Source organism: Leisingera sp. SA215 (genome assembly GCF_055902035.1).
In genome coordinates, this window is sequence record NZ_JBVVXU010000023.1 from 39,903 (window position 1) to 66,406 (window position 26,504).

The following is a 26,504-nucleotide window of genomic DNA, read 5'->3' on the forward strand; positions in this document are numbered from 1 at the left end:
TGCCCGTGAGTCACCCGAACCGCTCGGGCGAGAATTGGCTAATATCGACCTCGGGATGTTGGCCCTGAACCAGATGAGCCAGGGTCCTGCCCACCATCGGTCCGAGGCCGAAACCGTGGCCGCTGAACCCGGTGGCGACCAGCAGGCCGCCCGTTTTGGACACGGTGCCGATGGCGGGGATCATATCCGGCAAGGTGTCGATATAGCCGGCCCAACTTGCCCGGACCCGCAATTTGGCGAAGGCGGGAAAGAAATGCGCGGCTTCGGTCAACGCCTGGTCAATGCGGGCGGGGTTCGGGGGCACGCAGTCGCGCGTCAGCGGGATATCTGCCAGCGGCGGTGGCGCAGTGCGCGACAGCAGCGCGCGCAGGGGGGACAGGTAATTGATGCGCGAGGCATCGGGCTGTTCCTTTCTGACCTTCATGTACCAGCTGGCGTAGCGGATGGAATCCAGCCGCACGTCATATTCGCCGCCCGCTACTGACAGATGAAGTGACCCATCGGCGGCTTGCCGCATGCCGGTCATCGGACAGGAAACGCAGAGCGGAAAGGCGGCATCCAGCGGTTCGGTCTTGGCCACCGTGGCGCGAATAATCTCCTGCGGCAGGACGATGCCAAGTGGCCTGAGCAAAGCAGCGCTTTTTGCCCCGGCGGCGCAGATGATCGTTTGTGCGCGATAGAGCCGACCTGCGCACCAAACCCCAGTGACATGTCCTGCCGTCGTTTCCAGCTTCGACACTGGAAGGCCCGAGATCACCTCTGCGCCATGTTCAACGGCGATCTCCAGGAAGGCGCGCGTCGCCTTGGCTGGCTCGGCGCGGCCATCGGATGCGGTGAACATGGCCCCCTTGACCTTTGCGTCCGGGGCAAGGCCGGGCAGCTTCCCGGAGACCTGCGCCGCGTTTAACAACTGTGTGTCCAGCCCGTATCCCTGCGCTTCTTTCTGCCAGGCCTCTTGCCATTCCAAATCGGCCTCGGAGAGGGCAAGCACGATATTTCCGCCCTGGTGCCAGCCCAGGTTGCGGCCCAGATCCCGTTCCAGATCCTGCCATAGCCGGATCGCGCCCATGGCAAGCGGAACCTCCCGGAAATCGCGGGCTTGCTGGCGGACGAAGCCCAGATTGCGGCCCGATTGTGCAGAGCCAGGGGTATCTCGCTCGAACAGAAGAACGCGAAGCCCGTCGCGCGCGGCGTAATATGCGGCAGAGCTTCCCATGATGCCGCCGCCGACGATGATCACATCCCAACGCTCGGTGTTGCTGATGGATTTCATGACGCTTCTGACGCCCCCACGGCCCTAGTTCACCTTGGACAGGAAGGTGCGGGTCCGCTGGTGGCGCGGGTTGGCAAGCACCTCACCGGGTGGGCCGCATTCCACGATCTTGCCGCCATCCATGAACGCAACCCGGTGACAGACATCGCGGGCAAAGGCCATTTCATGGGTAACGACCATCATCGTCATGCCGTCCTCTGCAAGGGCGCGCATCACGTCCAGCACTTCGCCGACCAGTTCTGGATCAAGCGCGCTGGTGGGTTCATCAAACAGGATCAGCTTGGGCTTCATCGCCAGCGCCCGCGCAATGGCGACGCGCTGCTGTTGGCCGCCTGATAACATGCGCGGATAGGTCCCCAGCTTGTCGGCCAGGCCGACCTGTTCGAGAATGTCCCTGGCGTGGTCGATCGCATGTGACTTGGGCATGCCCAGGACCTGAACTGGGGCCTCAATCACGTTTTCCAACACCGTCATATGGCCAAAGAGGTTGAAATTTTGGAACACCATCGCGATCCGGGCGCGCTGCTTGGCGATCAGTTTCTCGGGCAGCTCATAGGCCAGGTTCCCGACCTTCCGATAGCCGATCAACTCGCCATCCACGGTGATGCTGCCGCCATCTATGCGTTCCAAGTGGTTGACGCAGCGCAGAAGCGTGGATTTGCCCGAGCCGGACGGGCCGATCAGGCTCAGCACCTCGCCGGGGGCGACCTCCAGGTTGATCTCCTTGAGAACCTCCAGCGCGCCGTAGCTCTTGGATACGCGGTCGAACACGACCATCGGATCAGGCATGAGAGGGTCCCTCCTTAAGATGAGCGGAAAAGTCGCCAGCGCGCGGGGGCGTCGGCTTGCAGCAAGGATCGCCCGTAATGCCGTTCGATCCGGGACTGGATCGCGGTCAGAATTGACGTCGCGGACAGATACCAGATACAGGCCACAATCAAGAGCGGGATGGTCTGGAAATTGCGCGAATAGATCGTCTGCGCCGAATAAAGCAGATCGGACAGCGCGATGACGCTGACCAGCGAGGATGTCTTGAGCATCCCGATGGTCTGGTTGCCGGTCGGCGGGATGATGATCGGCATGGCCTGCGGGATCACGATCCGCCACAGTGCCTTGCCATTGGTCATGCCAAGCGATTTCGCCGCCTGACGCTGACCAGAATCGACCGACATCAGCCCGCTACGGATGATCTCGGACATATAGGCCCCTTCATTCAGCCCCAGGCCGAGAATAGCTGCCATGACAGGGGTGATGATGGTGTTGGTGTCGATGGAATACCACAGCGAGGTAAAGGGAATGCCGATGGACAAATCCGGAAACAGCGCCGCCAGATTATACCAGAAGATCAGCTGAACCAGCACCGGCGTGCCGCGAAAGAACCACAGATAGGTATTGGCGACGACAGAGATAACGCTGTTGGATGACATCGCCATAATCGCCAGGATGGTCCCCAGGACCACGCCGATTGCCATTGTGACCACGGTCAGCCAAGAGGTCAGGAAAAGCCCCGACATAATGCGCTCGTCAAAGAGATACTGGCCGACCACGGGCCAGCCGAAATTGTCGTTATCGGCAATCGAGGTCAGGAAGGACGCCAGAATGATCAGCAGCACAAAGGCGGCGGCCTTGCGGCCATGGCCTCGGAGGGGAACATAGGTCAGCAGCGGCGTTTCGTCGGCATCGCTGTCATTGGCTGGGGCAGGGGTGGATGACGGCACGTGCATGTTCGCTCCGCAATGCTCGGGCAGGGTGGGTTGGGGGGGCGGCAGGGTGGTCCGCCGCCCGCAGGTACAGGTTAGTTCACGGGAATGGTTTCCGAGTTTATGCCGGGTTCATGCGTCATCATCATCGGGGTCACGTCCCATTCGGTATAGATTTCCTCGTAGGTGCCGTCGGCCATGATCTCGCGCAGAGCCTCCAGGATCGCCTCGCCCAGATCCATTTCATCAGGGCGGAAGGCGATGCCGCTTGGCTGGCGCGGCAGGATATCGACCGAGACAACGCTGACTGGGTGCGGCGCGTTGTTCATGATCTCGCGCGCCGAGGCCGCCGAGGTCAGGACAAAATCGGCCCGGCCGGAATAAAGCGACAGCAGCACATCGTTAGAGGTGCTGTACTCGGACACGGTCATAGCCTCCTGACCAGCGGCCACACAGGCCACCGACAGCGTTTCGGCGATCATGTCGACCCATTCGGTGCCGCTCTGGGCTGCGCCGTTCATGCCGCACAGGTCAAGGTGATCCTCAATCCCGTCGCTGTTTTTCTCAAGCACATAGGCCGAAGAAGTCGTGTAGCCGTAATTGACGAAGCTAACGACCTCGCGGCGCACCGGGTTGTCCGTGATGCCCTCCATCGCGACATCCCACCGGCCCGATTGGACGCCGGGGATCATTGAATCGAAGGACACCGATGTCACTTCCATTTCGACGCCAAGCCGTTCGGCAATGGCATCCCAGAGGTCAACTTCAAAGCCGACCATCTCGCCGTCCTCATTGATATACTGGAAGGGTCGATATTGGGCATCAGTCACAAGCTGGATCACGCCCGCATCCCGATATTTCTGGGGCAAGAGATCTGCGGCCCCTTCGGCAGTGGCGCTGCCTGCGGTGATCATCAGGCTAAGCGCAACGGCCATGGTGCTGGTGACTGCGGCGCGATATACGCCGGTTTTCGCTATGGTCATTTTGGGTCTCCTCCCTGGTTTTTGCAGGGCGCGCCGACCGGCCCACCCTATTTGCCGTCACCCGATAACGAAGGGGTTGGCAATCTCTTCGGCGGTGGAAATCCAGATCGCCTTGGTTTGCAGATATTCGCGGATCCCTTCGACGCCGTTTTCCCGGCCAAGGCCGCTTTTCTTGTAGCCGCCGAAGGGGGTAGTGTAGGAAATGTCGCGGTAGGTGTTGATCCAGACACTGCCCGCTTCCAACTGTTCCGACATATTCAGCGCCAGCCGCATATCCGAGGTCCAGACCCCTGCCGCGAGGCCAAACTCGCTGTCATTGGCGATAGCGATGGCCTCTTCGGGGTCATCGAAGGCGATCGTCGACAGGACCGGCCCGAACACCTCTTCTCGGGCGATGCGCATGTCATTGGTGACGCCGGTAAAGATCGTTGGTTCGATGAAATAGCCGGTAGCGCATTCCTCAAGCTCGGGGTGCTTGCCGCCCAAAGCCAGCTCGGCCCCCTCGTTCTTGGCAACCTCGATATATTCCAGAACCCGCTGATATTGCATCTTGTTGGCCATCGGGCCGATCTGGGTCTTCGGGTGGCAGGGGTCGCCGATGCGCGCAGCCTTGGTGAAGGTGGTCAGCTTTTCGACGAATTCATCATGCACCTGGCGCTGCACCAACAGCCGCGAACCAGCGATACAGGTCTGGCCGGTGGCTCCGAAGATCCCGCCGACGACACCACGCACGGCATTGTCCAGGTTCGCATCCGCAAAGACGATATTGGGGGATTTGCCACCCAGTTCCAGGCTGACCCGCTTGACGTCGCGTGCGGCCAGCATGCCCAAATGAGCCCCGGTCGAGGTTGACCCGGTAAAGCCGATATGCCGGGTCTTGGGATGGGTGGCCAGGGGCTCGCCCACCTCCTTGCCATAGCCAGTCACGACATTGATCACACCGGGTGGGAACCCTGCCTGTTCGACCAGCTCCATCAGCTTGAGCGCGGTGGCTGAGGTGGTCTCGGCCGGCTTCATGACAATCGTGTTGCCTGCCGCCAGTGCCGGGGCCGCCTTAAGGGAGAATAAGAGCAGGGGCGCGTTCCAGGGCACGATGCCCACGCAGACGCCCAGGGGTTCATGCCGCGAATAGCTCAGCGCCGGCTTGTCACAGGGATGTACCATGCCCTCGATCTTGTCGGCCAGACCGCCGTAATAGTAATACCACTTTGCGACATAGGCGATCTGATGGCGCATCTCGGCCAGCAGGCGGCCATTGTCGCGCACCTCGATCTCGGCCAGTTCTTCCGCGTGCTGCTCGATCAGCGTGCCAAGCCGGTGGATGATCGCCCCCCGGTCCGAGGCGTGCATCCGCCCCCAAGGGCCGTTGCGAAACGCCTCATCTGCGGCAAGGATTGCGCGCTCTGCATCCTCTGCGTTGCCGCGCGGGACCAAGGCCCAGGGTTGGGCGGTGAACGGGTTGACCGAGTTGATATAGTCACCCCCCGAAGGTGCGACCCACTCGCCACCAATATACATCTGAAGCTTCGTTAGGCCCCCGGCTTCGATCATCTTCTACCCTTTCAAACTTGGACCGGACCCCACGGCGTCGATCTGGCTCCGGTGCGTCGCTGTCAATCAGCCACTCAATGATATCTCTTCCGCCAGATAATGATATTGTTATATCGCTTGTCAACGGAGTTTTTTTTGGCAATAATCTTGTGAAGCCAAAGATGCGCACGTATATAAAGGCAAATCTTTCTGAGCTTTCAGATGTATATTGATATCATTATTGGGGCCTATCCGTGACCGCAGAGCCAAAACCGCTATACAGCCAGGTTAAATCCGCCATCGTGGACCGAATCGAAAGTCGCGACTGGCATGCAGATTTCAAGGTCCCGAGCGAAGAGGCCCTCTCGCAGGAGTTCAATGTTTCGCACCTGACCGTGCGCCGTGCCCTACGCGAATTGCAGGCCGAAGGTGTGCTGGTGCGCATCCGCGGGCGGGGCACTTTCGTGGTTGGCCCCAAGATGCAATGCGCCGTCTTCGGGATTGAGGATGTCTCGGAAGAGATTGAGAACAATGGCGGCGTGCATACCAGCGAGATCATCGCCCTTTACGCATTGGAACCCGACGATCCGCGCAGCAAGCTTTTGCCGGTGGCTGGCGGCGCGGTCTATTATTCGCGGATCCTGCATTTAGAGGACCGCACCCCGATCCAGATCGAGGATCGCTTCATCAATGCCGCGGTGGCACCTGACTACATTTCGCAGGATTTCACCCGCATCACGACCCATGCCTATCTCTTGCGCGAAACCAAGGTCACATTCGTCGACAACACGATCCGCGCCATTCGCCCCGATGAAGAGGCGCAGGTGCTGTTGCAGATCGACGCTGCTCATCCCTGCCTGCTGATCAACCGTCAGACCTGGAATGGCGACACCCCGGTGACCCGGAGCCGATTTCTTTATCCTGGGGACCGTTATCGCCTCTCCAGTGCCCATGAAGCCACAAGCAATGCATCTGTGATGACGCCACCGTCAAGCAGGTCAAACCCGTCAAGGAGATAGCTATGAGAGAGTTTGTCGAACGCCTACGCGCCCGCGGAGACCTGATGGTTGTCGACAAGGAGATCGATCCGTTCCACGAAATGGCGGCCGTCACCCATAACGCCATGAAACGGTGGGGCAAGCCGATCCTGTTCACCAATGTGAAAGGTACGAAATTTCCGGTTGTGACGAATGTCTACGGCTCGCGCGAACGCTTGGCAGAGGTGATCGGCATAGATGCGGATGATTTTTGCCGCCAATGGAGCAACTTGGCCAATCTGGGGCGGGGCAGCGGTGCCCCCTTCGTCAAGGCCGAAGAGGAAGAGCGGATCGACGTGAAGATGTCGGACCTGCCGCTGATCACCTATTCGGATCGCGATGGCGGGGCCTACTTCACATCCGCCATGTTCATTGCCAAAGACCCTGATACCGGGGTAGGTAACCTGTCCTATCATCGCTCGATGTATATCAATGATGAGGAGCTGCGCTGCCGCCTGGCTCCGCGCCACCACCTGACCATCTACCACGAGAAGGCCGAGGCGAAGGGCGAGTACCTGGAGGCCGCGATGCTGATCGGGGCACCGGCCACCTCTTTCCTGACGGCAGCAGCCCCGCTGGCCTATGATGCGGATGAGCTGGAGGTTGCCGCGCGCCTCAAGGGCGAGCCGATGCCGATGCGCAAATGCAAGCATATCGACCTAGAAGTACCCGCTGAAACCGAAATCGTCATCGAAGGCCGTTTCCTGCCCAACGAACGTCGCCTCGAAGGGCCGTTCGGGGAATTCATGGGCTACTACGTACCCGAAGCCCCCAATGCCGTCTTCGAGGTTCTGGGCGTTAATGTCCGTCCGAATGCCCTATTCCACAGCATCCTGTGCGGCTCGGAAGAGGAGGTGCTGACGCTGGAGTTGTCGGTCTCGGCCAATATCTTTCAACGCCTCAGCGCCGCGTTGCCGGGCATCCTGAACGTCACCTGCCAACCCTTCGTCAATCATGCGATCATCCAGATCGACCCGCAGTTTGAAGGGCACGCGCGACAGGTCATGCTGGCCACCATCGGCGCGGAACCGATCTGGGCCAAGGTGATCACCGTTGTTGACGCGGATGTGGACATCTACGACATGGATGATGTGATGTGGGCCACGCTGACCCGCTGCCGCCCGGACAAGGACATGATGATCATTCCCGAAACGCCCTCCTTCTACCGGGACGAGGACAAGGACCATTGGGGCCGCCTCTTGGTAGATGCCACCAAGCCCTGGGGCCGCGAGGAAGAATTCATCCGCAAGACCATCCGCATGACCAATGACATTGATCTGTCAGACTGGTTTGATACCGAATGATGCCCGGCACCGATCATCCGCCGCGCCTCATCATCGGCATCAGTGGGGCCTCGGGCGCAGTCTACGGCCTGCGCGCGCTGGAGCATCTGGGCCGACTTGGTGTGGAAACGCATCTCGTGGTCACGAAATCTGCCTATCTGACCCTTGCGCAGGAACTGGATATGCGACCTGCCGAGCTGGAGGCCAAGGCAAGCGTCGTCCACAACACCCGCGACATTGGTGCCACTATCGCCAGCGGGTCGTTCCACACGCTTGGCATGCTGATTGCGCCCTGTTCGGTGCGCACAATGTCGGAAATTGCCGCTGGGACGACCGACACCCTGATCAGCCGCGCGGCCGATGTGGTTCTCAAGGAACGACGGCGGCTGGTGCTGATGCTGCGCGAAACGCCGCTGCATCTGGGGCATTTGCGGACCATGACCTCGATCAGCGAAATGGGGGCTATCATCATGCCGCCGGTGCCTGCCTTCTACGCCAAGCCCGCAACGCTGGATGAGATGGTGGGTTACACCGTTGGTCGCGCTCTGGATCTCTTCGGGATCGACATGGGCGGGATGAATCGGTGGCAAGGTCTCAAGACCGAGATGCAGGACCAGTGAGGGAGCTGAAATGACCCGGGCAGAGGCCCTTGATCTGGAAAACCCCCTCTGGACCTTCGCTCTCGATTTCTATGGGCGCCCCGGCGTTGCCCAGGCCTGCCTTGCAATTCAGGACGCGTTGGACGCGGATATTGTCGAGCTTGTCGTCATCCTTTTCGCGTGGTCTCACCGCAGCATATCCCTGTCCGAGGCTGAGGGGGCCGAATTGCGTACCGAAATGCAAGGATGGCGCGAAGCGACCGTGCTGCCTTTGCGCAAAATTCGCCGCGCCCTCAAGCCCCCCCGTTCCGACATGCCGCATGCGACGAAGGAAATTTTGCGCGATCAGATCAAGCGAGCGGAACTTCTGAGAGTACCGCAAAGTGCGGGGCACTCAGGCGGCCATTTTTTCGTTCCCGCCCGATTTCATGCCTGGGTACCACTGCTCGAACTTGGCCCTGAGCGTTTGAGAACGGCGGTGAGAAAGTCGACCACGGTAGCGGCGGGATGATCCTGCTGCGGGCGGCGTAAAAGTCGTCCACCTTTGCCCTTTTTTTAACGGAGGGAGGGCGGGAGGATCTTCACCGTGGATTTATATCGCAAGGTTCGTCTGGCGTGCGCAGAGGGCATGAGCCAGCGTGAAGCGGCGCGGCATTTCGGGATATCTCGTGACAGCGTTCTGAAGATTTTGGCGTTTTCGGTTCCGCCTGGCTATCGGCGCTCAGCGCCGATCCGGCGGCCCAAACTGGATGGGTTCACCGGAATCATCGATCAATGGCTTTCAGAAGACCGGGAGAGACCGCGCAAGCAGCGGCATACGGCCAAGCGGATTTTCGAGCGGCTTCGCGACGAGCATGGCTTCGAGGGCGGCTATACCATCATCAAGGACTATGTGAGGGAGCACGGCCGGCGGCATCGCGAAGTGTTCGTTCCACTGACGCACGCACCAAGCCATGCTCAAGCCGATTTCGGCGAGGCAGTGGTAGTGATCGGCGGTGTGGAACAGAAGGCCCATTTCTTTGCCCTGGATCTGCCGCACAGCGATGCTTGCTACATCCGGGCCTATCCGGCGGCGACAGCGGAAGCCTGGATGGATGGCCACGTCCATGCCTTTGGGTTCTTCGGGGCCGTTCCGCAGTCGATCCTGTACGACAACGACCGGTGCCTTGTGGCGAAGATCGAGCCTGACGGAACCCGCAGGCGCGCGCGGCTGTTCAGCGAGATGCTGTCCCACTACGTGATCCGGGACCGCTACGGGCGTCCTGGCAAGGGCAACGACAAGGGTTCCGTCGAAGGGCTGGTCGGCTATTCCCGGCGCAACTTCATGGTTCCGGTCCCGAACTTTCCGACCTGGGATGCCTTCAACGATTGGCTCGAAGAGCAATGCCGGAAACGCCAGAATGATAAGCTACGCGGGCACAGCGAGACGATTGGTGAACGGCTCCAACAGGATCTGGAGGCGATGGCGCCGTTGTCAGACACACCTTTTGCAGCCTGTGACCAGGCGTCCGCGCGGGTCAGCTCGCTCGCACTGGTGCGCTACAAAACCAACGATTACTCCGTGCCGGTTGCCTTCGGGCACCGGGATGTCTGGATCCGCGCCTATGTCGACCGGGTGGTCATCGGATGTGGCGGCGAGGTCATCGCGCGACATGCCCGCAGCTACGACCGCGAAGACATGATCTTCGATCCGATCCTGTGAGCGATACCTGAACCGCGACTTTTGTTACTTCACAGGGTAGGGGCTGCGGCCCAGCTCTTCCATCATCTTCTCTCTGAAGACCTCTGCGGGCGTCTTCCACCCGAGGCATTTGCGGGGCGTGTTGTTGAGGCGGTCGCAAATTACTTTCATGTCGTGATCTGAGAGCTGCCGAATGTCGCGCTTCCGCGGGAGCCATCGCCGGGCCCGCCGGTTTGTGTTCTCAACGGTGCCTTTTTGCCAAGGCGAGGAGGGGTCGCAAAACCAAGTCTGCGTACCGGTCTGTGCTTGGAGATGCGGCCAGGAGACGAATTCGGTGCCGCGGTCGAAAGTGATGGATTTGCGTGCCGCAAGAGGCAAGTCGCGAATTGCTTTCATGATCTTGCCCATGACCGGTTTGGTGCGCTTGTTGGGGTTTTTCAAGAGAACCGTGAAGCGGCTGACGCGTTCAACTATTGAAGTCACGTTGGACTGTCCAAGACTTTGTTTGAACAGCATAAGATCTGCCTCCCAGTGCCCAAACTGGCGACGATGCGCTACGTCGTCGGGCCGGAACAGGATACTGACATCACGATGGAACTTAGGCTTCTGGCGCTTGCGGGCCCGCCTCGGCCTGCGGGCCGTACGGTGGGTGGGAAGATACCACCAAAGCTCCTGCGCCATACCTTCCTTGGAATAGATGTACCGGTAGATGGTTTCCTGGCAGACCCGCAGCCTGGCGCCTTCATGGATCATCCTGTTGCCGATCTGTTCTGGTGTCCAGCCATTCTTCAGCCGCTCGACGACACGGCGGCACAACTCCGGATGACGGATCAGCTTGCGTTGCCTCGCGCGCCGGCCGGCCGCCATCAGCTGGGCTGCGGCGCCATAATAGCCATCACATTTCGGCAGGCAGGGATCCGAGAAATGGTTCCGCTTCAACTCCCGGAATATCGTCGATCTGCAGCGCCCGAGGACACGCGCCATCTCGTTCACAGGGACCTTCGCATGCCTCCAGCGTTCAATCTTGCGTCGTTCCGTGATACTCAGTTGGCTGTAAACAGCTCCCATTTCGTTTCCTCTCGTCAGACAACATGCTGTTTTCTAACAAGAGTCGCAGTTGGGGGTAGCGCGCGCCCGGCTACATGGCACGGGCGCATAATCCTGTTTATGTTAAATAAGTCAGTCTATCTGACCTGTTCCCCGCGGGTCCCTCGCTCATGACGAGAGTCTGCGGGTTTGTGCTCTGAGCCCCAACCTTGGACCGCCAGAAGCTGGATTTTTCCGGCTCTGTCACGATGACGGGCTGGTGACGCCATCGGGATAATGCATGGCAATCGGGACGTTGTATCCGATTGCACTGTGGGGTCTGTCCTCATTGTACAACTGAACGCCAGAACACCCACGTTACCGACCGGCGCGAGGTTCTTTATCCATGGCATCCCTGGTTCGGCAGATCGGTCTATGTCCATTCTGTGATCGACAAGCCCGGCGATGCAGTGTTTCGGTGCAATCTCACCGGCCGCCGGTCGGACCGGCTTCTGGAAGTTCCCATATGGATGTTTGACCGGGCAGCATGTGCTTCCTGCCGCCGTTCTGGTTCTGCGCATGTAGGCCTTGAGGCTCTCAGGGCTCTCGCGGGGCTGGTTTCCGATGCCGCTTGTATTCCGCTCAATAAATCCCGCTCCCGATCACGCGATGACGCAGCATCGGACTCTGAACACGAGATTCGGAGGTTGGCCCATGCCGCGCAAAATGACGACGACGCAACTCGAGCTGTTCCCGGACACCCAGTCCGCGCCCGTGACACAGACACCGCCTTGGCAAAGCCTTCCCGGCGACACGCAGCAAACGCTGACACGGTTGATGGCACGCCTGATTGCAGAACACGCCGGCGCGGCGGACAGGGGGAGCGATCATGAAGCATGAGAAGATTGGCCCGCAGCATTTGGAACGCAAGGCGATCCTTTATGTCCGCCAGTCATCGGCCCACCAGGTCCTGCACAACCGGGAAAGCAGCGCCCTGCAATATGCCATGCGGGGGCGGCTTTCGGATTTGGGCTGGAGCCGGATTGAGACCGTGGATGACGACCTCGGCCGTTCTGCCGCCGGCGGTGTCGCGCGGGAAGGCTTTGACCGGATGATCGCCGATGTTTGTCTCGGCAAGGTCGGCGCCGTCGCGGCGCGTGAAGTATCCCGCTTTGCGCGCAACAGCCGGGACTGGCAGCATCTCATAGAGATGTGCCGTGTCGTCGACACTGTGCTGATCGATCAGGAAACGGTTTATGCGCCACGCGATGGCAATGACCGGCTGCTTTTGGGCCTGAAGGGCAGCCTGAACGAATACGAGCTCGACCTGCTCAGGCAACGGTCCCTTGCCGCGCGCCAGGAGAAGGCGCGGCGCGGCGAACTTGTCGTCGCCGCCCCTGTCGGCTTCGTAAAGGCCGGGGACCGGCTTGAGAAAGACCCGGACCGCCGCGTGCAGGAAGCCATATCCCTGGTTTTCGACAAGGTTGCCGAGTTGGGGAGCGCACGGCAGGCCCTCCTGTGGTTCCTCGAACATGGCCTTGAACTGCCCAGCTTGCGCAAACAGGGTGAGGTGGTCTGGCGCCGCCCGACCTATGCCACCATCCACCGCATGATCGTCAATCCGGCCTATGGCGGGGCTTATGCCTATGGCAAAACCCAGGCATCGCCAGGGTTCGGGACATCGGCCGTTCGCAGGAAAGACCGCGAGGAATGGCTTGCATTGAAGCCGGGCGCGCATGAAGGCTATGTGAGTTGGGAACGGGCAGAGGCGATCCGTAAAATGGTCAGCAACAACGTCCCTCAGAGCCGGCATCATGGTGCAGCCAAACACGGCTCTGCCCTTCTTGCCGGGCTGCTGCGCTGCCGGCGCTGCGGCCGTAAGCTGACGGTTCGCTACACCGGCAAGAAGCACGACATCCCGCGTTACTCCTGCTGGCGCGGCCTCCTGGACAACGGCGAAGCGCGCTGCATCTCCTTCGGTGGCTTGCGGGTCGATGATGCCATTGAACACGCTCTCCTGCAGGTGGTCAGTCCCGGTGCCATCGCCGCCGCAGAGGCGGCCGCCAGGCAAGCAGTGAGCCAGCGGGACCAGGTCCGCGGCGCGCTTTGCCGTGACCTGGAGGCGGCCCAATACACAGCTGACCGGGCCTTTCGGCAGTATGATGCGTCCGACCCGGAGAACCGCCTGGTGACCGCCGAACTGGAAACCCGGTGGAACCGGGCGCTTCAGCGGGTTCAGGAGATCGAGCACAAGCTCGCGCAGCACGACACGGCCAGCCCGGACGGAACACCACTGCCGGCAAAAGACCTGGTCGTCTTGGGGGCCAATCTCGAACGCGTTTGGTTTGCGCCGACCACCGATGCCAGGCTTAAGAAGCGCATCGTCCGCACGGTGATCCAGGAAGTGGTGGCAGATCTTGATGATGATGTCTCCGAGATCGTTTTGCTGGTTCATTGGGCCGGCGGCGCCCATACGGAAATCCGCCTGCCAAAGCGCCGCCGCGGACAGCGCAATGCAACACCGCCGGATATTGTTGAGGCTGTCCGCCAGCTTGCGCGGATCGCCAGCGACGATGTCATCGCAGGCGTTCTGAACCGGAACGGTCTTGCCACCGGAAACGGCAACCGCTGGACCAGGGAGCGCATCACAGCACTCCGGTCCTACCGCAAAATTCCGGTATTCAAGCCCGATCCCGGCGGCCTCGATCCCTGGCTCAACCTATCCAGCGCGGCCAAGCTGCTCGGGGTGGCCCCAAAAACGTTGCGGTTGGCGGCGGAAGCAGGTGAAATTGAGGCGGATCATCCGCTTGCCGACGGGCCATGGGTATTCGAGCGCGCGGAACTGTCAAAAACGGCGTCCCAACAACTCAGGAAACGGGCGCAGAAAAACCCCAAACACCCCGCGGTATCGCACCCGGATCAGCAAAACCTATTTTCTTCAACAACATAGAAAGATGGGCGCAATGAAGCAGAGTTGTACCAATCGACCCAGTGCATGGTTTCCCACCTGTCTTCCAGGCCCTGTCCCAAGCCGAAGGCACCATCGAGACCCTGATGGAACAGATCGAGCAGATGGAGGGCATGTTCGATGAAGCGGACGGCGCACACCGGCTGAAGCCTTCAGGGAGGAACTCATGAAGCTAGGATAGCAGGAAGCGTCGCAACTACCCTTGAGCCTCCATTACCGCTGATTTGCCCAAGTCGCTCTTTACAAGCTGAGGTTTAGGGGATTCGATGCCGCGAACCTGACCGGCTTCTAAGGAGACAGTAATGCAAGAACCGAGATCCTTTCAACTGAAGACTTGTCTGCCCCGCGGCATGTGCGATCGGCCTATCTAATGTCTCGGCTGGGCTGGTTTGGGATTGTTCTGTCCCTCATATACATCGGTTCGATCGGATACTTGCAGCAGGACAAGCTGGCAAACATCCTCGGTCTTGAACTGAACAGCTTCGGAGACTTCCTCGCCGGTTGGCTCGGGCCGCTGGGTCTCTTCTGGCTGGTGCTAGGCTTCTTTCAGCAAGGTGCTGAACTGAGGAACAGCATCAAGGCTCTGGATCTGCAAACAGACGAACTGAAGCAGTCGGTCGATGCGCAGAACAAATTGGCTGTGGCAACCAATGAGCAGCTGCAATTGCAGCAAGAGGAGTTTGCTCTGACGACGCAGGAGCTTATGAAAGCCAGACAGCCCAAGTTCATCGTCACCTATCTCGGTATTGACGATCGCAGCGGGGCTGCCTGGGAAATAAAGGGGACGGGGTCGCTAAGGCATAAACTTGCGTTTGCAAACGTAGGCGGAACCGCCTGTGAAGTTGAGTTGACTATAGGTTACGGAGAGTTAAGGCCGAATAACGATACGGTAGTTGTATGGCCTCAGTTCGAAACGAAGCACCGCCATGTTGAGCTTTACGCGGACGACTCTCACGACGATGTGATCCGGCTTGATGTTAGCTATAAAGATGCAGACCGAGAGCAGTTCACCGAAATGTTCCATTTCATCCGGGTTTCTCACGGAGAGAAACCGGAATTCGAAATACAGCAGGTCTGTTAAAGCTGCCAGTCACTCATCGTCCAAAAGAAACGTCCGGTCATCCTCCAAGTGTGAGGAATTTGAACGCCGGCGCCCTATTCTCTCAGCCCTGAGCTGATCTTCCACCCGAGGAACCGGATCAGAGACATACTCGGCCCCGCCCAGTATTCTCTGCTTCCGGCCGACCTTTGGCCGCTGCGCCTCCTCATAGGCTGCCTTCAGCTGCTCAGGATCTTTCCGGCTCCAGCCCAGGCGCACATCTGTCACCTTGCGGCCGGTCTTGATCGGAATGACCGTCACGTTGAACGGCGCCAGCGCGTTGATCTCCATCACGGCCGGCTGGATGACATGTTTGTTCATGTGGCCGAACTTCGGGTATTTGCCTTCCTCGACCCCGAGCGTCAGCCGGAACTCCTCAAGTGTGAAATCCTGGTAGTGCTTGAAATCGAGGTTCGACCACTGCGACAGGTTCTCATAGAGCGACACGGCGTATTTGGAGCTGAAGGCCATCAGGATCGGCATGGTGATCTTGCCCCAGACGAAACTGTCCTGGAGGATTTCGATCAGGCGCTTGTCGAAGCTGTAGGTCAGAACACCCGCGGGCCGGTTCGGGTCGTCCATATCGTTGCCGCCCAGGAACTGGACCCGGCGGGTTTTGCCGTCGGCAAGTTTCACAGTTAGAACGGTCTGCATCAGCGAGAGCACCGCGTCCTCAACCGATTTCACCGATCGGTGCTGATCTGAGCGCAGGTCGGACAAGGGGATGGTATAGTCCCTGCCCTCCTTGATGCCCTGGCGGTGCGCGTTGTGCCATAGAACGGTTATGGCGCGCCTGGCGTTGAGCGTGAGGTTCTGATGCCCGCTGATCTGGATAAGCTCAGAGGGCTTGATCGCCTCGCTCGTATTGGGCGTAAGGTCTATGACTCGATTCTTGGCGCTCATGCAGGCAATCTACCCGCCGCCCTGTGAACTGTGAACAGAAATCGGAGAAATTACCGATATTAGCGGCCCGCACGTTCGCAAACCTCACATTTAGTGGCTGATCGACCGGCCGGTGTTCAAAGACCTCACCTTTCCTGTTCAAAGACCTCACACTTCAGGGAATCACCAGGCGGGCATGTTCAAATTCCTCACCTTTCATGTTCGCAAACCTCACCTTTGATGTTCAAATTCCTCACCTTTAGGCGCTCAGACGATCAGAACAGGCTTAATTTAGGCTTCTAAGGGCAGCGTATTGCAGCAGAACCGCAGATCAGTGGCCTTGTGGATAACTCGGAAGCCCCTACCCTGCCCTGTTCAAAGACCTCACCTTTGACGTTCAAGGGCCTCACCTTTGTGTTCAAATTCCTCACCTTTCAGTTCGAAAACCTCACCGATTGGTTCAAACTTCTCACACTTAGGCTTTCAAGGCATTGAAATCATTGCCGTAATCTCTCCTGAATCTTGGAATCTTGAATCTAGAATAGATAAGAAGTGTCCGAGCCGTTGGAGCTTGAAGCTCAGGGAGAATCTCATAGGCTCGCCTTCCAGGATCGTCCTGGAACAAATTATGAACAAAAGATTAACTTCCAGAAGTGACACCTTGACGACACGGGTAGTAAAGCGAAGAATGCAGGGAACTGTTTGTCAATTGACAGGTAATAATTAGGGGCTATATATGAGCAAGAGAAAACGACATACCAACAAGGAAATGGAAGCTGCAATCCAGGCGGCGATTGACGCTGGCTGGAAATTTGAGAAGCCAAAAGGTGGTCACGCCCATAAATTCGGCAGCCTGAAGTGTCCGGCAAACAAGGACTGCAGAGGCGGCCTTCACTGTTACTTCAACATTCGCTCCACGCCCCGGAACCCGGAGGCGCGGGCAAAGAAGATCCTTTCAGCAGTGAATGGGTGTCAGTTCAAAGAAGATAATCGGGAGAAAAGAGGTCATGCAAAAAGAGAGGACGATTCAGACGTTTGAGTTTGAGTTGGCCTTCACCCTGCCAAAAGGTGAAGAACACGACATGGATGCGCTGGACGACATCATCTGGGAAATCTTCCCGGAAGATGATCCGCTCGTTGGCCTGGGTCGGAAAGATCAGATCGGCGTGATGCTGGAGCTGAAAGGTGAAAGCGCTGAGGACGTTATCATCGACGCGGCCAAACGTATCCTGGAAGTCCTGCCGGAAGGTTCGGAGCTGCACGAAATCCATCCGGACCTGGTCAGCTTGCAGGAGGTTGCCGCTCACCTGAAGGTCACTCGGCAGACCCTGCGCACCAAAGACCTCCCTGCCCCGTATGCCGGCGGCCTCTACCGGCTGAGCGAGATCAGTGAATGCCTCCACGTCGAGGTGAAGCTGAAGTCCAAGAAGGATGGCCGGTACAAGATGAGCTTCGATGAAGCCCAGGGCTGGCTGAACGCCAGCGCCGGTGCGCAGAAGCTGAATGGCCTGCTGGCGGCCGGAGTGATGGATAGAAAGTCCCTAAATGTGAATCCTGTTGAGCAGATAGTCGCCGCTCAGAAAACAGGGGTTATGAACTGAGAATGGATAAAGGGGCCTCGCGGCCCCTTCCCTATTTCTTGTTCTCGTATTCATCCATCAGGATTTCGAGCATGTGCCAGTATGAGTATGGCCGCCTGGGGTCCACATTGCACATTTCCTTGAACCGCTGAATAACGTTCTCCGGCCCCTTCACGGAGATCTGCACGTCGGGCTGCTTGGCCTCGATTACGGGCCGGGACGGCGCGCTCACCTTTGGCGCCGGGGTGATCTTGGCCTCGGGCTTAGGCGGCACTGCGCTAAGCTTGGCGAAATCGACTGGGTTCTTCATGCTGCATTCTCCGCGACCAGGACTTCAAGGACTTCGGCGGCAAGGGATTCCGCATTGACGATCGCCTTTTCCAGGCCCCCTACCCTCTCCAAATTGCGCAGCGTTCCGCCCTGGTTGTGAAGGCTGGAATATGCCGTGCGGGCAATGAGCTCCGTGCTGAAGCAAGGCACGTTCGCTCGCATCGAGGCGTTGATCTTTCCCTCTAGTTCGGATTTCACAGCAGCCTTGACGCGGGTGAACAGAACGCGGGTTTCGATGCTGCGCCCGGCCCCCTGCCCGTCCAGGCGAACCTGGGCCATCGTATCAACGGCGGCATCGGCGTCTTGCTGCTCGTCGCCCATGGGAATGATCACGAGGTCTGAGCGCAGAACTGCGAAAGTATTGAGACGTGATGCGACCCCTTCAAGATCGACAAGCACGACTGTCGCGCGACTCTGAGCGTCTGCGATCACATCCATGATCGTGTTCTCATCTGTGCAGCTTATGATCGAAATGTTGTCCGGCAGCTGACCGCGTTTTGACCAGGCAATCATGCGCTGAGCCGGGTCGGCGTCGATCATGGCAACGGTGGTGGACTCGGAAATCTCGGACCCGAGGACGATGCAGGATGTGGTCTTCCCTGCTCCGCCCTTCGATGATGCAAAGGAAATTACTGGCATTTGTCTGCTCTCTCTGTCTGCTCTGCCCTACCCTATCCATGACAAGGCAGGTCATGTCCAGCAGTGACCTCTCCAGCCGTGTCATGACATTGGTAGAAGTGGCAATTCTACCATAGCGGTGGGAGGACATTCCCAGCCATGTCATGGATAGGGCAGGGAACCCATCACAGGCGGTGTGAAGGCTTGGGAAGGCATTGCCTGCGAAGAAATGCCACCGCAGGCAATGGCAGCGCATGTGTAGGGGTGGGTGGGCTTGGGAGGGCATGACATGCGGTGCGCAGGAATGGCCTGACAGTGCATTGCAGGCCATTGGTGGGGAAGTCATGCGGTGTAATGGGTAGCAATTGCATGGCTACCAGGGTCTACCATAGGGTAGATCTGAATTGCTCAAGTGAACTCGGTAAGAATAACCAAATAGAAAATGGGAAACCGCCCGTTAGACGGCTTCGCTTTCTTCATCATCATCGACAGTCTCACGCTCGGCGCGGAACTTCTCCAGAACCTCACGCTCTTCCTTTCTGAGGACTTCACCGACATTGGCGCTAATGACTTCCTAGGTGTTCAGTCCCGGCATCTGGTGGATCGGATTGAGAATGAATCTGTCTGGTTCTGATGTCCAGATCTTGCAGATATATTCGTAAGGCGTGAGGCCGCCGAGGGTCTTGAGCCTGCGCGAGAAATTGTATGCTGCCATGAAGTCGGAGAGGTGCGTTCTCAGCTGGTTGTGGCTGTCGTAATGGAAGCGTTTCACTGTAGCCTCCTTGATCGTGCGGTTCATTCTTTCGACTTGGCCGTTTGTCCAAGGGTGGTTGGGCTTAGTCAGGCGATGCTCGATGCCGTTGGCCTCGCAGATCATGTCGAAGCGCATGGGCCTGGAGTAGATGGTGTTTCGGTTCCGCGGCTGCTCTGCGAACTGAATGCCGTTATCGGTGAGAATTGTATGAACCTGATAAGGCACGGCTTCGAGCATGTGCTGCAGGAACTCCCAAGCCGTCTTCCTGTTCGCCTTCTCGACCAACTGAGTCACGGCGAACTTGCTCGTGCGGTCAATGCCGACGAACAGAAATAGCTTGCCTTCAGCGGTCTGCACCTCGGCGATATCGATGCGAAAAAAGCCGATAGGGTAGCGCTTGAACTTCGACCGCTTCGGCTTGTCGCCCTCGACGTCAGGCAAGCGCGAAATGCCATGACGCTGCAAGCACCGGTGCAGTGCTGAGCGTGTCAGGTGTGGGAGGGACGGTTGCAGGGCATAGAGGCAGTCATCGAGCGGTAGCAGCGTGTGCCGTCGGAACGCAACGATCGCCGCCTCCTCCGCTTCGGTCAGCGTTGTCGAACGTGGCTGCTTCGGCCCCGTCATTAGATCCTCGACTGTCTGGCCTTTTCGCCACTTCGCGACCGTCTTTGGATTGATCCCCAGCTCCCGGCTCAGCGTCGCGAGCGAAGCTTGCGATCGTTGTATTGCAGCTCTGATGGCGTGCGTGGTCGTGGCGCTCCCATGACGAACTTGTCCCATATTGCTTCCTTCCAAGCTTGAGAAAGGATCACACCATCAAATCGTGGGATCAAACATCTGAGGGTTTGCTGAAAAATGACGATATTTCCACACTCTTTAGAGCGTTGTTGCTTGAGTTCTTTGGTCGCTGGTATATATTATTGATACATACCACGGAGGCCGCGCAATGACACAAACCCCTGAACCATCTACAGCAAAAGTTTTTATGACCGGCCGTTCCCAAGCGGTCCGGCTTCCAAAGGATTTCCGCTTCAGCACGGATGAAGTCCGTATCCGGGCGGAGGGCAGCAAAGTCATCCTGGAGCCTATCGAAGAGGGTTGGGGCTGGCTGAAGGAGCTGCACGAACTCGGACCTTTGGATCAAGATGCGGTGGATGCAGCAACTGAAGAAGTGCCTCAGCAAGACCGGCCAGGACTGGATGTTTTCGAATGAAGTTCCTGCTCGACACCAATGCTGTCATCGCCATCATCGCTGGAAACAGCAATGTTATCGAGCGGCTTTCCGAATTCGCACCCAGGGACTTTGGCGTCCCGTCTGTTGTGATGCACGAGCTGTATTTCGGCGCTTATAAGAGCCAGAAGGTTGAGGCCAACCTTGCACGCATTGAGGCGCTGCGGTTTGAAGTTCTGGATTTCTCAGAAAGCGACGGCAGGGCGGCAGGCGAGATCCGGGCAGAGCTGAAACGGCAGGGCAACCCGATTGGCCCCTATGATGTGCTGATTGCGGGGCAGGCTGTTTCTCGGTCTCTGGTGCTGATCACCCACAACGTCAAAGAATTTAGCAGAGTCCCGGGCCTGCAATATGAGGATTGGCAGTCATGAACATGTTGTCTGAAGGATTGAACCGGACTTGGCGTTCGGCGCAGATGAACATCGGATTTCACAAGGACAAGTCAGGAAAGCAGCGGGAGGCCGCCCAGAAATGGCAACGCGTCTATTCACCAGGATCCGGCCGAGCAAGAGGCGTTCGTGGTGGTCAAAGCGTCTGATCAAACTGAAAACGGCGACGTGCAAATCAAACTGCGCCCGGATCAAATAGTCCTACGCCGGGATCCAGCTCAAGGATGGCAGGGGATCAAGGTCGATGATTACGAGGTTGCTGTCCAGGTCAACGGCGCGTGGATCCGCATTGCAGCCGATGGGTCTGTCTCTCACACACGGGATGGAGATCTAACAGCTATAGAGGCCGACGGCTCCGTGATCAAAGTGACTGATCACGTCGAAGCGATCATGTCAGGAGACGGGGTGGAGATGTGCAGGCGAACAGCCTCAGACTTCGCGGCGATCCGGACAAACGGGGTGATTTCAAAAGCCCGCTAACCGGGCACCACACATAGGTATATAGGTTTCAGAATGTTTCTAGATTTTTGGGTCGACCTCGACCAGGCCAGATCCGCCGCACCTTTTCGAGGCCACCGGCATGAGGTTCCTTGCTGCAATACCCTTTTTGTCTCGGCCGCCGTGGCTCAGGCGGCACCCTTAAGCAGCCGGGAAAAATATCTGATCGACGGTGACACCGCCGTCGTTGGAAGCGATCGGTTCCGGCTTGTGGGTTATGACACCCCTGAAACATACAAGCCGCGGTGCGGGTTCAAGACCTCCAATATATTGTCTGCCGACTTCAAGACGCTGTACGACCCTGTTGAAAGGGCGCCTGATGCCAAAAGCAGCGCGGCAGATTTCAGGGCATAGTCGGCTGCCCGGATGTCGCATTTGAAGATGTTGTGCAGCCGGTCAGACTGGGTTTCTTTTGACCGGACGGGTGCTCTCACTCTTCGCCGATTGAATCCCCTTAAGGTTGACTTTCTGAACCCAGGCGCCTGCCTGCAAGAGGCCGTAGCTTTCCGCAGTTTCATAGAGCGGCCAGTCATTGTCCCAGACCTGTCCATCCCGCGGAGAGTGCCCGCGTTCGTGGTGCCTGGGATGCAGCCGCTGTCCGGGCTTTTCCCGTGCCAAAGATCCTTTTCATCTGCTCACTGTAGAAAACCCGCGTGATGGTTGCGCGGTTTCCAGCATACCCATGATAGGCGGACTTGCCGGACACCAGCGGAAGACCAGCCCAAATGCGCGCCAGGTTGTCCATGAAAGCAGAGCGTGAAATCCGGCCAGCCGCGAACTTCTGATACCCGGCGTCCGAAATCAGAAGCGCGGCCATACGGTTCTGTGTCTCCCGACTGAACCGCGTGCCGTCAGGCAGGCCGAGACGTTTCTGCAAGTTAAGCAAAGTCGAAGGTATGATCTGGAAATTTCCGATGGCATGGGGCTGGCCCGGCGTGCGGTCGATCCAGGCGTAGATTTCCGCAAGCGTCATCTGCGAGGGTTTATTGCCGGGCTTCACCTTGGCGCCGTGATGGATCGCGTCATAGCGGCCGCCGGGAGCTTCAGCAAATGCAATGAGGGCAAACAGCTGCTCGACATTGGAGCCGGAGGGAAGGCGGAAGGCAGCCGGGGCAGGGGGCTGCTTTCCCGGCCGCGAGCGTTCAAAGGCATCAAGGGCAACCCACTCACTTTCCCTCGTGGCGAAGTTCCAGCCGCCCTGGGAGGAAGCCGGAGCCGAGGCCAGACTTTCGCGGATTTCAGTGGTCTCTTTCAGGTCGAAGCTGCCGGAGCTGGACCAGTCACCGGCAGAGACAGCTGCAGGAGCCAGGAGCGCCATCAGGAGGGCTGAAAGGGCAGTCCGTGGCCTCTGACCCCAGAGGGGAATTGAGGCGCTTTGCGCCGCCTCGTTTGCAGGCTTTTGGCTCAGCCCTCCCTGATGGTTCGGGCCAGCAACGCCCAATTCGGCCCTTCGGTCCTCATAGAAGGTCCACACCTCACGCAGCAAAGCTGCAATCAGCGCAAGACGCTGATTTAATTGCCAAAATTGGCATTTTGTCAATTGGGGGGGTGGCAGCACCTTTTGGAGCCCTATTTTTAGGGGTTCCAAGGGCTCGAAAACGGCTCATGGCACGAGGTGAGGCATGGCCGTGCCACGGTGTGCCACGCGAATGGCACGTGATGGCATTGGGGAACTGGCCGGTTTCGGCACGTGTCAGGAAGTTCATCATCGCTCGATCTCCGCCTCAGCTGCCGGTTCGTTTTCCATCCCTCCACGCTCCAGGTCGCGCAGGATCGCCGTTTGAACTGATGCCTCATTTTCCCGCAGTTTCTCGATCTCGGACTCTCCAAGCAACTGCAGTTTTGATTGAACCTCTTCGGTGGCCTGAGAGGCCAAAGCAAGGAGTGTCTGCTGATCCCCATTGCCCTCACTCATCAGGGAGGCAATCAGGATGCGGGTCATTTTCAGCTCCAGCGACGCGGTATAGGAGAGGTTCCGGAGCGCTTCGGTCTGGCGCTCCATCGCAGCCTCCAGGGACGCCAAACGAGTGTCCAGCGGGGCCTGTTCAGGGGCTTCTGCCTGCCCGCTTTTCTGCCCTTCCAGAAGGGCAGTAATCGCATCATCCAATGCCTTGGGGCGGTTCTCTCCTGCGCCGTCGATCAGCTGCCGGGCCACAGGGCCGAGCACGATACGGACGTTCTGAGGTGTCTCGCTCATCGTTCAATGTCCTTGTCTCGCTGCAGGACGATTTCAGCCTGCTTTTCAACTTCTTTAAGTTTCTCATCGAAGAGGCCGGGCAGGGCAGGGGTGTCCGGCTCTTTCTCCTTGGCCACTTTTTCCTTCACCGCCTCAGGCTTCTCCTGTGGTTCCTCGCGGGTTTGTTCCTCTTCCGGCTGGCGGGCGCGGGCGCCAGCGAGGCGGCCGTCCAGCCAGGCATCGAGCGCGGTCTGGCGGATCCCGGTTTCGTTCTCGATGGTTTTGGACAGCCGGTCCGGATCTTCAGTCAGCAGCATCGCCTCATCCCGCGCCCGGCTGATCTCCACGTAGAAACTCTTTTGGGTCGCCAGCCGTTCGGTGGAGCGCATCGCCACAATCACCCTGTCAACGGACTCGCCCTGAACGGCATGAGCGGTGGCTGCGTAGTCGTGTTCCAGGCCGCGGGCTGCGAGGCTGTCAGCGGGAATGGTGATGCGCGATCCTTCCTGTGTCTCGGCCTCAATAACTCCCCCCTTTGTTGATTTGACTTCAGCCCGCAAACCGTTCTTGATGCCGCTTTCCGGGTCTGTGATCCGGAACCGCACCTGGTCGCCTTCAGCCATGCCTCTGGCCTCGCGCTCATAGGCTACCAGCGCCTTTCCAAGCTCCCGTTGATTGAACTTGGCAGCCAGGGGCAGGGTGGTCCGGACACCGGTTTCCTCTTGCTCAACGGTCAGCTTATTGCCCCTGTGATCAGCTTCCCGAACCACATAGAGACCGTTCTTCTTGAGGCCGTATTCTTTGCTTGTCGCCACTGACATGACGATATCGCCAGGGGCGTAGCTGCGGGCGTCGGCAAGCATTGCCTCGGTGAGCTGGCGGTTCAGCAGACCGTTCACCTTGACCTCATCGGACGCGATGCGGCCTTCCTGCCGAAGGCCGTCGCGCACCGCCTCATTGATTTCTGCGCGGGCGGCGTTGGTGAGGGCGAGGATCCGGGTTCCCTGCCGCTCGGCCGGGGTGAGAGCAAGGAACCTTTCTGCGGCCTCTTGCCGGGGATCGTCGACCTTCAGAACATTGTCCTCCATGCGGTTGAAAGCTGCCGTGATTTCGCCCCGGATCGAGTGATAGACCGCTGCTTTTAGATCATCGTCCCGCTGGCGGCGGATCTCATCCATGACCGCTGTCCGCATCCCGGCTTTCTGCATCTGGGCGAAGGGCTGACCGGCCGCAACCGCGTCGAGCTGCTGCGTGTCACCCACGAAGACGACGCGCGGGGCGCCGGTGCGTTCGGCGTAATCCATGAAGCTGCGCATGTCCTGGGCGGACACCATTGAGGCTTCATCGACCACAAGAATGGTCCTGCTGTTGTCCACGTCCTGCGGATGATGCCGCTCAGCGGTAGTGACCTTGGCGAGGGTTTCCGCACCGCCGAGGACACTGGCAAGTTCCTGAACGGCCTGGTGGCTTGGAGCAAAGCCCTTGACCTCGTAACCGCTTTGACCGGCGTAGTGAGCCATCCGCTCCATCATGAAGGTTTTGCCTGAACCGGCGTAGCCCTGGATCCCGGCATACCTGCCTGAACCGGTTAGGGAGGCTTCTATGGAGGCACGTTGGCCCTCAGTTAGCGACCGGGCGACGCTCAGCCTGCGGGCCAGGAGGCTATCCCCGCTTCGACCAGCCTCAGGCGCAAGGGCCAGACCTTCGGTCTTTTCCGCTTTCCTCCAAGTTGCCAGGATAGATCGTTCCAGATCCACAGATGCTTTATCTGTCAGGATCTGCCCGTCCTCGCCGCTTTCGAAGAGCCGGCCAGCTTTGATCTGCCGGTTGATTTCTGCGTCCACCGCCTTGAAGTCTGAGCGGTAAGCGAAGTGCATTGCGGCCACCGTGAGATCTGCCCTGCTGTAGGCGGACTCCCGTTCACTGATGTGCTCGACGGCGCGGTTAACGGCCTGCCTGGGGTCAGTCTCCACGCGAGCCACGGCTGCGGCACTGGACAGCATGGACTTTGCCTTTTCGAACATTCCAGTTGGCTGGCCGGTTTCCGCAAGGGGGTCGATCGGGCGCTGCTGGTCGAGCGGTATTACGGGCTGCGGGGCTGCGTGACCCACCCGGCCAAGGTCCAGCTGATCCCGGCCAAGACCGGCTGCGAGTGCGTCTGCGCGCCAGGTTTCCCGCAGCGCGTCCCGGTCCAGATTTTTGTGCTTGGCCGCACGGGTGGCCAATGCCGCTTTGCTCGCTGTTTCCGGCGAAACATCCATTCCCTTTTTGTCGAGGGCATTGAGAATTTCCTGCCGCCGCTTGGAAAAGGCTTCGGTCACTTCCGGGGAAATTCCGGAGATATTCACTTCTCCAAATCTCCCGCGTTCCGTGGCAATGCCCAGGTCAGCCACCCGGTTCTCAAAATCGGATCGGTATATTTCAGTGATCAGTTTCTGATTTTTGTATACGGCTTCATTCCGGATTGCCGAGTATCCGCCGTTTTCGTTTTTGACCATATTGGCAATGACGGCGTGGCTGTGCAAATTCGGATCAAGCGCGCGGGAGGTATCGTGCCGGTAAATTCCCGCAATAATACCTTCCCCGTTTTTAGTGACGATTTCCCCGTCCTGCTGGAAACGCGTTTTGATAAACCGCTCTTCCACCACTGTCATAGCCGCGCGCACTGCGGCGTCATGGGCCTCAATAATGCGTTTGTCGCCAATCACCAGGGCGGCCACTGAAGCCGACTTGGACGCAGAAAAGGTAAGGTCAAGGCCGGGGCGGTGCTGGCGTTCGCCGTCCACATAGCGGCCCATCAGCTTGCCGTCCGGTGCTTCACCATCGAGCAGCTGTGCAAAGTGCCTGTCATCGACAAAGCCGCTCAG

At 58.8% G+C, this 26,504-nt stretch carries 27 protein-coding genes and 1 pseudogene; 15 read left to right on the forward strand and 13 right to left on the reverse strand.

Going from position 1 to position 26,504, the window contains the following annotated elements:
* Positions 1-10 precede the first annotated feature (10 nt).
* From AC0KW6_RS18680 to AC0KW6_RS18700, 5 genes are all read right to left on the reverse strand, one after another.
* Positions 11-1,240 (reverse strand): NAD(P)/FAD-dependent oxidoreductase, encoded by a 1,230-nt coding sequence (locus tag AC0KW6_RS18680; protein ID WP_222505724.1) that lies wholly within the window; start codon positions 1,238-1,240, stop codon positions 11-13.
* Positions 1,241-1,297: 57 nt separating this feature from the next.
* Positions 1,298-2,062, reverse strand: coding sequence for an amino acid ABC transporter ATP-binding protein (locus AC0KW6_RS18685; protein ID WP_315901061.1), 765 nt, complete (start codon positions 2,060-2,062; stop codon positions 1,298-1,300).
* Positions 2,063-2,076: 14 nt separating this feature from the next.
* The gene (locus AC0KW6_RS18690; protein ID WP_222505723.1) at positions 2,077-2,997 is read right to left on the reverse strand and encodes an amino acid ABC transporter permease; all 921 of its coding nucleotides are present in this window, start codon (positions 2,995-2,997) and stop codon (positions 2,077-2,079) included.
* A 71-nt stretch (positions 2,998-3,068) separates the two neighbouring features.
* On the reverse strand, positions 3,069-3,956 hold the full coding sequence (locus tag AC0KW6_RS18695) for an ABC transporter substrate-binding protein (protein ID WP_222505722.1): 888 nt from the start codon (positions 3,954-3,956) through the stop codon (positions 3,069-3,071).
* A 57-nt stretch (positions 3,957-4,013) separates the two neighbouring features.
* On the reverse strand, positions 4,014-5,507 hold the full coding sequence (locus AC0KW6_RS18700; protein WP_474035659.1) for an aldehyde dehydrogenase: 1,494 nt from the start codon (positions 5,505-5,507) through the stop codon (positions 4,014-4,016).
* A gap of 233 nt (positions 5,508-5,740) precedes the next feature.
* On the opposite strand from AC0KW6_RS18700, the gene AC0KW6_RS18705 reads away from it, so the two are divergent.
* The 5 genes and pseudogenes from AC0KW6_RS18705 to istA all read left to right on the forward strand — a co-directional run.
* Positions 5,741-6,505, forward strand: a complete 765-nt coding sequence (locus tag AC0KW6_RS18705) for a UTRA domain-containing protein (protein WP_222505721.1) — start codon at positions 5,741-5,743, stop codon at positions 6,503-6,505.
* A 2-nt stretch (positions 6,506-6,507) separates the two neighbouring features.
* The gene (locus tag AC0KW6_RS18710; protein WP_222505720.1) at positions 6,508-7,827 is read left to right on the forward strand and encodes a UbiD family decarboxylase; all 1,320 of its coding nucleotides are present in this window, start codon (positions 6,508-6,510) and stop codon (positions 7,825-7,827) included.
* Positions 7,824-8,426: a UbiX family flavin prenyltransferase gene (locus AC0KW6_RS18715; protein WP_474035660.1), complete on the forward strand. Its 603-nt coding sequence runs from the start codon at positions 7,824-7,826 to the stop codon at positions 8,424-8,426. The genes AC0KW6_RS18710 and AC0KW6_RS18715 overlap by 4 nt, the downstream gene beginning before the upstream one ends.
* Before the next feature lie 10 nt (positions 8,427-8,436).
* Entirely contained in the window at positions 8,437-8,916 is a 480-nt protein-coding gene (locus AC0KW6_RS18720; RefSeq protein ID WP_222505718.1) for a TIGR02444 family protein, read from the forward strand.
* Between the two features lie 75 nt (positions 8,917-8,991).
* Positions 8,992-10,101 (forward strand): annotated as a pseudogene (istA, locus tag AC0KW6_RS18725) (IS21 family transposase); the annotation flags it as partial.
* A gap of 30 nt (positions 10,102-10,131) precedes the next feature.
* Here the strand turns inward: istA and AC0KW6_RS18730 are convergent.
* Positions 10,132-11,154: an IS30 family transposase gene (locus AC0KW6_RS18730; protein ID WP_474035661.1), complete on the reverse strand. Its 1,023-nt coding sequence runs from the start codon at positions 11,152-11,154 to the stop codon at positions 10,132-10,134.
* A 672-nt stretch (positions 11,155-11,826) separates the two neighbouring features.
* Here AC0KW6_RS18730 and AC0KW6_RS18735 point away from each other — a divergent pair.
* The 4 genes from AC0KW6_RS18735 to AC0KW6_RS18750 all read left to right on the forward strand — a co-directional run bounded on the left by AC0KW6_RS18735 (position 11,827) and on the right by AC0KW6_RS18750 (position 15,161).
* Positions 11,827-12,012 (forward strand): hypothetical protein, encoded by a 186-nt coding sequence (locus AC0KW6_RS18735; RefSeq protein WP_107817962.1) that lies wholly within the window; start codon positions 11,827-11,829, stop codon positions 12,010-12,012.
* Positions 12,002-14,062, forward strand: coding sequence for a recombinase family protein (locus tag AC0KW6_RS18740; RefSeq protein WP_474035662.1), 2,061 nt, complete (start codon positions 12,002-12,004; stop codon positions 14,060-14,062). The genes AC0KW6_RS18735 and AC0KW6_RS18740 overlap by 11 nt, the downstream gene beginning before the upstream one ends.
* A 41-nt stretch (positions 14,063-14,103) precedes the next feature.
* A complete protein-coding gene (locus tag AC0KW6_RS18745) occupies positions 14,104-14,250 on the forward strand; it encodes a hypothetical protein (RefSeq protein ID WP_474035663.1) in 147 nt (48 codons plus the stop codon).
* A gap of 200 nt (positions 14,251-14,450) precedes the next feature.
* Positions 14,451-15,161, forward strand: coding sequence for a hypothetical protein (locus AC0KW6_RS18750; RefSeq protein WP_474035664.1), 711 nt, complete (start codon positions 14,451-14,453; stop codon positions 15,159-15,161).
* Positions 15,162-15,170: 9 nt separating this feature from the next.
* Here the strand turns inward: AC0KW6_RS18750 and AC0KW6_RS18755 are convergent, their stop codons facing one another.
* Complete coding sequence (locus tag AC0KW6_RS18755) at positions 15,171-16,082, reverse strand: RepB family plasmid replication initiator protein (RefSeq protein ID WP_474035666.1); 912 nt, start codon at positions 16,080-16,082, stop codon at positions 15,171-15,173.
* 715 nt (positions 16,083-16,797) lie between these two features.
* Between AC0KW6_RS18755 and AC0KW6_RS18760 the strand changes: the two genes are divergently transcribed.
* Positions 16,798-17,100, forward strand: a complete 303-nt coding sequence (locus AC0KW6_RS18760) for a hypothetical protein (protein WP_474035667.1) — start codon at positions 16,798-16,800, stop codon at positions 17,098-17,100.
* Positions 17,069-17,662 carry a hypothetical protein gene (locus AC0KW6_RS18765; RefSeq protein ID WP_474035668.1) on the forward strand — a complete coding sequence of 198 codons (594 nt, stop codon included), beginning with the start codon at positions 17,069-17,071 and terminating at the stop codon, positions 17,660-17,662. The genes AC0KW6_RS18760 and AC0KW6_RS18765 overlap by 32 nt, the downstream gene beginning before the upstream one ends.
* A 31-nt stretch (positions 17,663-17,693) precedes the next feature.
* On the opposite strand, the gene AC0KW6_RS18770 is transcribed toward AC0KW6_RS18765, so the two are convergent.
* From AC0KW6_RS18770 to AC0KW6_RS18780, 3 genes are all read right to left on the reverse strand, one after another.
* On the reverse strand, positions 17,694-17,951 hold the full coding sequence (locus tag AC0KW6_RS18770) for a hypothetical protein (RefSeq protein ID WP_474035669.1): 258 nt from the start codon (positions 17,949-17,951) through the stop codon (positions 17,694-17,696).
* Entirely contained in the window at positions 17,948-18,610 is a 663-nt protein-coding gene (locus AC0KW6_RS18775) for a ParA family protein (RefSeq protein WP_474035670.1), read from the reverse strand. The genes AC0KW6_RS18770 and AC0KW6_RS18775 overlap by 4 nt, the downstream gene beginning before the upstream one ends.
* Before the next feature lie 553 nt (positions 18,611-19,163).
* On the reverse strand, positions 19,164-20,123 hold the full coding sequence (locus tag AC0KW6_RS18780; protein WP_474035671.1) for an IS481 family transposase: 960 nt from the start codon (positions 20,121-20,123) through the stop codon (positions 19,164-19,166).
* A gap of 166 nt (positions 20,124-20,289) precedes the next feature.
* On the opposite strand from AC0KW6_RS18780, the gene AC0KW6_RS18785 reads away from it, so the two are divergent.
* The 4 genes from AC0KW6_RS18785 to AC0KW6_RS18800 all read left to right on the forward strand — a co-directional run bounded on the left by AC0KW6_RS18785 (position 20,290) and on the right by AC0KW6_RS18800 (position 21,815).
* Positions 20,290-20,556: an antitoxin gene (locus AC0KW6_RS18785; protein ID WP_474035673.1), complete on the forward strand. Its 267-nt coding sequence runs from the start codon at positions 20,290-20,292 to the stop codon at positions 20,554-20,556.
* On the forward strand, positions 20,553-20,945 hold the full coding sequence (locus tag AC0KW6_RS18790; RefSeq protein WP_474035674.1) for a PIN domain-containing protein: 393 nt from the start codon (positions 20,553-20,555) through the stop codon (positions 20,943-20,945). Before AC0KW6_RS18785 ends, AC0KW6_RS18790 begins: the two co-directional genes overlap by 4 nt.
* A gap of 147 nt (positions 20,946-21,092) precedes the next feature.
* Positions 21,093-21,443: a hypothetical protein gene (locus tag AC0KW6_RS18795; protein ID WP_474035675.1), complete on the forward strand. Its 351-nt coding sequence runs from the start codon at positions 21,093-21,095 to the stop codon at positions 21,441-21,443.
* 33 nt (positions 21,444-21,476) lie between these two features.
* On the forward strand, positions 21,477-21,815 hold the full coding sequence (locus AC0KW6_RS18800) for a hypothetical protein (protein WP_474035677.1): 339 nt from the start codon (positions 21,477-21,479) through the stop codon (positions 21,813-21,815).
* Between the two features lie 175 nt (positions 21,816-21,990).
* Here the strand turns inward: AC0KW6_RS18800 and AC0KW6_RS18805 are convergent, their stop codons facing one another.
* The 3 genes from AC0KW6_RS18805 to mobF all read right to left on the reverse strand — a co-directional run.
* The gene (locus tag AC0KW6_RS18805; protein WP_474035678.1) at positions 21,991-23,019 is read right to left on the reverse strand and encodes a lysozyme family protein; all 1,029 of its coding nucleotides are present in this window, start codon (positions 23,017-23,019) and stop codon (positions 21,991-21,993) included.
* Positions 23,020-23,166: 147 nt separating this feature from the next.
* The gene (locus tag AC0KW6_RS18810) at positions 23,167-23,658 is read right to left on the reverse strand and encodes a hypothetical protein (protein ID WP_474035679.1); all 492 of its coding nucleotides are present in this window, start codon (positions 23,656-23,658) and stop codon (positions 23,167-23,169) included.
* A partial coding sequence (gene mobF / locus AC0KW6_RS18815; RefSeq protein ID WP_474035680.1) for a MobF family relaxase occupies positions 23,655-26,504 on the reverse strand: 2,850 nt, incomplete at its 5' end. The genes mobF and AC0KW6_RS18810, both read right to left, overlap by 4 nt.

What these genes read in the sequence shown, in the direction of transcription:
- AC0KW6_RS18685 (WP_315901061.1), bottom strand. Translation starts at nt 2,062, where the DNA reads ATGCCTGATCCGATGGTCGTGTTCGACCGCGTATCCAAGAGCTACGGC.
- AC0KW6_RS18760 (WP_474035667.1), top strand. Translation starts at nt 16,798, where the DNA reads ATGAGCAAGAGAAAACGACATACCAACAAGGAAATGGAAGCTGCAATC.
- AC0KW6_RS18720 (WP_222505718.1), top strand. Translation starts at nt 8,437, where the DNA reads ATGACCCGGGCAGAGGCCCTTGATCTGGAAAACCCCCTCTGGACCTTC.
- AC0KW6_RS18735 (WP_107817962.1), top strand. Translation starts at nt 11,827, where the DNA reads ATGCCGCGCAAAATGACGACGACGCAACTCGAGCTGTTCCCGGACACC.
- AC0KW6_RS18695 (WP_222505722.1), bottom strand. Translation starts at nt 3,956, where the DNA reads ATGACCATAGCGAAAACCGGCGTATATCGCGCCGCAGTCACCAGCACC.
- AC0KW6_RS18780 (WP_474035671.1), bottom strand. Translation starts at nt 20,123, where the DNA reads ATGGGACAAGTTCGTCATGGGAGCGCCACGACCACGCACGCCATCAGA.
- AC0KW6_RS18690 (WP_222505723.1), bottom strand. Translation starts at nt 2,997, where the DNA reads ATGCACGTGCCGTCATCCACCCCTGCCCCAGCCAATGACAGCGATGCC.
- AC0KW6_RS18755 (WP_474035666.1), bottom strand. Translation starts at nt 16,082, where the DNA reads ATGAGCGCCAAGAATCGAGTCATAGACCTTACGCCCAATACGAGCGAG.
- AC0KW6_RS18785 (WP_474035673.1), top strand. Translation starts at nt 20,290, where the DNA reads ATGACACAAACCCCTGAACCATCTACAGCAAAAGTTTTTATGACCGGC.
- AC0KW6_RS18750 (WP_474035664.1), top strand. Translation starts at nt 14,451, where the DNA reads ATGTCTCGGCTGGGCTGGTTTGGGATTGTTCTGTCCCTCATATACATC.
- AC0KW6_RS18740 (WP_474035662.1), top strand. Translation starts at nt 12,002, where the DNA reads ATGAAGCATGAGAAGATTGGCCCGCAGCATTTGGAACGCAAGGCGATC.
- AC0KW6_RS18800 (WP_474035677.1), top strand. Translation starts at nt 21,477, where the DNA reads ATGTTTCTAGATTTTTGGGTCGACCTCGACCAGGCCAGATCCGCCGCA.
- AC0KW6_RS18770 (WP_474035669.1), bottom strand. Translation starts at nt 17,951, where the DNA reads ATGAAGAACCCAGTCGATTTCGCCAAGCTTAGCGCAGTGCCGCCTAAG.
- AC0KW6_RS18730 (WP_474035661.1), bottom strand. Translation starts at nt 11,154, where the DNA reads ATGGGAGCTGTTTACAGCCAACTGAGTATCACGGAACGACGCAAGATT.
- AC0KW6_RS18775 (WP_474035670.1), bottom strand. Translation starts at nt 18,610, where the DNA reads ATGCCAGTAATTTCCTTTGCATCATCGAAGGGCGGAGCAGGGAAGACC.
- AC0KW6_RS18790 (WP_474035674.1), top strand. Translation starts at nt 20,553, where the DNA reads ATGAAGTTCCTGCTCGACACCAATGCTGTCATCGCCATCATCGCTGGA.
- AC0KW6_RS18710 (WP_222505720.1), top strand. Translation starts at nt 6,508, where the DNA reads ATGAGAGAGTTTGTCGAACGCCTACGCGCCCGCGGAGACCTGATGGTT.
- AC0KW6_RS18715 (WP_474035660.1), top strand. Translation starts at nt 7,824, where the DNA reads ATGATGCCCGGCACCGATCATCCGCCGCGCCTCATCATCGGCATCAGT.
- AC0KW6_RS18810 (WP_474035679.1), bottom strand. Translation starts at nt 23,658, where the DNA reads ATGAGCGAGACACCTCAGAACGTCCGTATCGTGCTCGGCCCTGTGGCC.
- AC0KW6_RS18700 (WP_474035659.1), bottom strand. Translation starts at nt 5,507, where the DNA reads ATGATCGAAGCCGGGGGCCTAACGAAGCTTCAGATGTATATTGGTGGC.
- AC0KW6_RS18765 (WP_474035668.1), top strand. Translation starts at nt 17,069, where the DNA reads ATGCAAAAAGAGAGGACGATTCAGACGTTTGAGTTTGAGTTGGCCTTC.